Below are 2,263 nucleotides of genomic sequence, written 5' to 3' on the forward strand. Positions count from 1 at the left end.
AGCGAAACTACGAAAGCATGGTGGCCTTAGCTTGTGGTTTTTTATGGCTGCCCATGTGAAACGTCAACAGGCCCTAGTCAATTTTACAGCCGGCACGGCTTTTTTTAACGCCTTCCTGGGTACAGAATCATGCAAATGGTGTCGACAAAGCACGCCAGTAACTGCGTCGAATAAAAAAGCGTATCCAGTAAATGTATGTTTTAAATGTATGTTTTCTCTGCCCGAATGCTCATCCCTCGGACGCGGATGGATGTGCGAACCTCATTCAGGAAAGGGCTACTGGCCATTTGGGGAAATTCTCTTAATTGCTGTATATAAAAACAGCATAATCAAGTTTTCTTAATCTGCAATGCGCGTTTTTCCATATCGCTGGCGGGGTAAGTGCTCAAATTTGCAGCTTTTCCTTAATAAAACCTCTAAATAACAATGAGTTGATGAATTAAATTGTATGTTTATGTTCAATTTGTAAAGATAACTTAAAATGATAACGCGCATGCGCATTTTTCTAGCGAGCTTTTGTATGGGGATTTGTGGTTTACCAATGCTATCAATTGGTTGGTAGTTTTTGGCAGGATTGGGCCTTCCAGAAAAACGCGCATGCGCACTAATAAACTGTTAGCTTTACGGAATCGCAATGAGCATAGGTTTGAAAATCAAAAAAGTTATGTCTGACGGTTGGACAATTATCGAGACCTTCATTCCAGGAAAAGGGCTTAGTAATGAATATCTGTATGAGGATAAGCCTGCTCCTTCAGTTCAAATGACAGATAAGATAAGCGAGCAGTACGGAGCTTATTCTTTGATAGAGAAGGATCTGAGAAGCGTAATAATTTGGCTAAATGAAATAGAGAAGTTGGAACCAGAAGATCTGGATCGTTGGACAAAACCAGATAAAATGAACCTAGTTAAGGGATTGTTTGTTGCCGCATTAACATTCTATGGTAAGTGCTTTACCTCCTGCGAAGGCAGGAAGGTGAAATTAGAAAGAACAATAATAGATCCAGAATGCTTAGATCTTCACGACCATATAATGAAGTTAAGACATAATTTTGCGGCTCATAGTGGTGCTGAGAATTTTGAGGAAGTCAAAGTAAGCTTAGCTCTTCACCCAAGCAAAAACTCAGATATGAAACCTCAGTTGTATTCTGAGTTGTCGCAACCGGACTACTTGATAGGTGAGAATATTCCTTTTAAAGCTCTTGCTGAAAGTATCCGTAAAAAGGTCTTTGATAAGCGGACAAAGGTAGGTGAGACGGTTCTTGAAAAAATTGTATTACCAAAAGGAAAGATGTATTGGTACAAACAAGCAAAAGCTAACAAGTCAAGGAAGAAGGACGTGTAAAAAACGCACGCCTCTTCTTGAAACGTTAAGTGCATCCAGCAATCGAGATATGTATGGCAAACATAGATTCTGAAGTATTAATTAAGGCTGAAAGCCAAATACCCATTGAGATCAAGCAGAGAGCTTTAGAGTGGCAGGACGTTCTTCTAAATAATTTGCCATTTTTAGTCACGATAGTAATCGTTCTTGGAAGTGCGTTTGTTACTTATTTTATTTCAAAGAAAAACATAAGAACTCAGGAGGAACAAGGGGGAATTAATAGAAAGGCGGAACATGAAAATAAAATATCCGACTATCGCCATGAATGGTTAAATAATTTACGAAACACTTCTTCAGAATTATCTAAGGCGCTACATTTATGCCAAATGTCTAATTTGCAAAGAAACTGTTCTATTGATTATCGAAAAAATGCAATGAGTTCAAATGATACGGAATCCGCCTCTGAGCACCAGAAGGATGTGGCTAAGCACTATAATAGCTTCATCGAAAACAGGGCCAGCTTTTATCAACTACACTCCAAGGTAAAGTTGTTTTTTAAACCCAGTGATCCTCAGGCAACTAAACTCATGGAATACCTTGGTGATGCGAGAAAAAATATGGGTAATGATTCTACTTCGCTAGATGATGAACTTATAGATAACATCGTATCCGAATTGCAAGTCATACTGAAAAACGAATGGGAAGTTACGAAGAATAGGACATGGGTAAAAGGCGCTTAACAATCACAGGCAAGGGACGGCAAAAAGCTTCGCTCGTTCCTCGCTACACTTTTTGCCGCCCCTGCTGTGGGCGTTAAGATTCTTTGAGGTACGGAAGCTTCAATAAGGTGTAAATAAATTAAAATCTGACGGATCCCCACGAAGTTGATGCTATTCATCATGTAACGCTTGATAAGTCGCTTCTTCACGCAGGGCTTCCTGA

General features: G+C 39.5%; 4 protein-coding genes. 3 read left to right on the forward strand and 1 reads right to left on the reverse strand.

Annotated elements, in window-relative coordinates:
- The 3 genes from RZA33_RS19210 to RZA33_RS19220 all read left to right on the forward strand — a co-directional run.
- A partial coding sequence (locus RZA33_RS19210) for a hypothetical protein (protein WP_317509329.1) occupies positions 1 to 343 on the forward strand: 343 nt, incomplete at its 5' end.
- A gap of 291 nt (positions 344 to 634) precedes the next feature.
- Positions 635 to 1,342, forward strand: coding sequence for a hypothetical protein (locus RZA33_RS19215; protein WP_317509330.1), 708 nt, complete (start codon positions 635 to 637; stop codon positions 1,340 to 1,342).
- Between the two features lie 53 nt (positions 1,343 to 1,395).
- On the forward strand, positions 1,396 to 2,061 hold the full coding sequence (locus tag RZA33_RS19220) for a hypothetical protein (protein WP_317509331.1): 666 nt from the start codon (positions 1,396 to 1,398) through the stop codon (positions 2,059 to 2,061).
- Here RZA33_RS19220 and RZA33_RS19225 read toward each other — a convergent pair.
- The coding region (locus tag RZA33_RS19225; protein WP_317509332.1) for a hypothetical protein at positions 2,058 to 2,263 on the reverse strand (206 nt) is incomplete at its 5' end. The two genes, RZA33_RS19220 and RZA33_RS19225, sit on opposite strands and share 4 nt — an antisense overlap.

The organism is Halovibrio sp. HP20-59 (genome assembly GCF_033052795.2).
Classification (GTDB): Bacteria; Pseudomonadota; Gammaproteobacteria; order Pseudomonadales; family Halomonadaceae; genus Vreelandella.

Bases quoted from the DNA above. Each gene is read 5' to 3' on its own strand.
- RZA33_RS19215 (WP_317509330.1), top strand. From the start codon at position 635: ATGAGCATAGGTTTGAAAATCAAAAAAGTTATGTCTGACGGTTGGACA.
- RZA33_RS19220 (WP_317509331.1), top strand. From the start codon at position 1,396: ATGGCAAACATAGATTCTGAAGTATTAATTAAGGCTGAAAGCCAAATA.